The sequence below is a fragment of the Paenibacillus sp. 01T422 genome (genome assembly GCF_056398785.1).
Window position 1 is genome coordinate 1 of sequence record NZ_JBFTQB010001092.1, and the last position, 1,838, is coordinate 1,838.

At 53.2% G+C, this 1,838-nt stretch carries 1 protein-coding gene and 1 pseudogene; both read right to left on the bottom strand.

Features of this window, described 5'->3' with window-relative positions:
* A pseudogene (locus tag AC1DUA_RS35900) lies at positions 1-264 on the bottom strand (phospho-N-acetylmuramoyl-pentapeptide-transferase); the annotation flags it as partial.
* A 71-nt stretch (positions 265-335) separates the two neighbouring features.
* Positions 336-1,718, bottom strand: coding sequence for a UDP-N-acetylmuramoyl-tripeptide--D-alanyl-D-alanine ligase (locus tag AC1DUA_RS35905; RefSeq protein WP_477504279.1), 1,383 nt, complete (start codon positions 1,716-1,718; stop codon positions 336-338).
* Between the last annotated feature and the right edge of the window lie 120 nt (positions 1,719-1,838).

Here is a 1,838-nt window from a genome sequence, read left to right on the forward strand (position 1 = left end):
GATATAATCGTCTAGAAAACCAACGAGGCCGTAGCCTAGCGAGGCAATTAGCAAGATTAGAAGATCTGTATTTTTATCAGCAAAACGAAGGCTTGCCAAAGCAAGGGCAATCAGAATGATGATGCCGCCCATAGTTGGTGTTCCTTGTTTTTTCAAGTGTCCCTGTGGGCCATCCTCACGGATTTGTTGGCCAAATTTCATACGCCGCAAAATTGGAATACAAAGCGGCCCCATAATAAGCGATAGCACAAATGCGACGCCCATCGTTAATAAAATTGCGTTTTCCACGTTGGTTCCCCCTGCTCGTTTCCGTTATCCGAAAACGATCTACTGTTTCATAATAGTAAAGCATTCACTACTTGCTCAAGGCGCATGCCGCGCGAGCCCTTCACAAGCACAATATCCTCAGGCTGTGCCACAGCTACCAGTTCGCTCGCGAGCAGCTCTTTGTCCTCGAAGGCGCGCACGCGATCCTTCGGAAGGCGCACCGCCGCTTCCTCTGCGATGAAGCGGCCCAAACGACCGAACGTGAAGACGTAGTCTACACGTTCCGGAGATACCATCGCGCCAATTTCGCGATGGAACTGCTCTTCGTGCTCGCCAAGCTCCAGCATGTCGCCGAGCACGAGGAACTTCCGACCGAAGCCGCCTAGCTGCTCGGTCAATGTAATGGCCGCCCGCATGGAGGCCGGGCTGGCATTGTACGCATCGTTCAGCACAGTCAGCCCTGAGGCTGCCGTCAGCTTCTCGATGCGCATGCTTGTCATCTCCAGCGAGCGGAGCCCCGCTGCAATGGCTTCCGGCTGAACGCCGAAGGCTTCGCCGATGGCGATGGCCGCTAACGCGTTGATGACGTTATGCGTGCCGAGCAAAGGAATGAACAATTCCGGATAACCCGGTGAATTGAGCTGGAAGTGCGCACCGTCTGCATCCATTCGGATTGCTGTCGGGAATTTTGCATTGTCTTCGCCGTGTCCGAACCGGAGGCGGCGCAGGCCCTCAGGCAAGCTGCGTTCCGCGAGCGCCTGCTCGATCAATGGCTCGTCACCGTTGTACACAAGTAGGCTGCCGCTTGGCATGCCGCTTACAATCTCCACTTTCGCCCGGGCAATTTCTTCCCGTGAACCTAGCTGGAGCATGTGAGACTCGCCAATCATCGTGATGATTGAAGCATCCGGCTCGGCCAAATCGCTTAACAGCTCGATCTCTCCCCGGCCGCTCATCCCCATTTCAACAACGGCAAATTCTGTCGTCTCCTCGAGCTGCAAAAGCGTAACCGGCAATCCGATATGATTATTTAAGTTCCCTTTGGTTTTATGCACCTTATACGTACTTCCCAAAACGGCTGCAACCAAATCTTTGGTCGTTGTTTTGCCGTTACTGCCCGTTATACCTATAATGCGTACAGACAGTTGCTTCCGATAAGCCTTAGCTAATTGCTGCAAAGCAGCCAGCGTATCTGCCACGGGGACATAGGGAACACCGTCTGGTGCCTCTCCATGATCCTCCTGCCATAAAACAGCCGCCGCCCCTTTATGATAAGCTTCCTCTGCGTAAGCATGCCCGTCAAACTTTTCACCAATCAGCGGGACGAATAGACTGCCTGCCGGAATCGAGCGAGTATCGGTTGAGACGCCTGCAATGCTCAAGGCAGCTTCCGTCCCTCGAACCTCACTCCCCAACATGTGTGCAACTTGTTCTAATGTACGTTGGATCATCGAATTCTCCCCTTTATCGCAGCCTTAGCCACCAAACGATCATCGAAATCATGCTTGACCCCCATGATGTCCTGATACGTTTCGTGGCCTTTTCCCGCTATCAATATTACATCTTTGGGG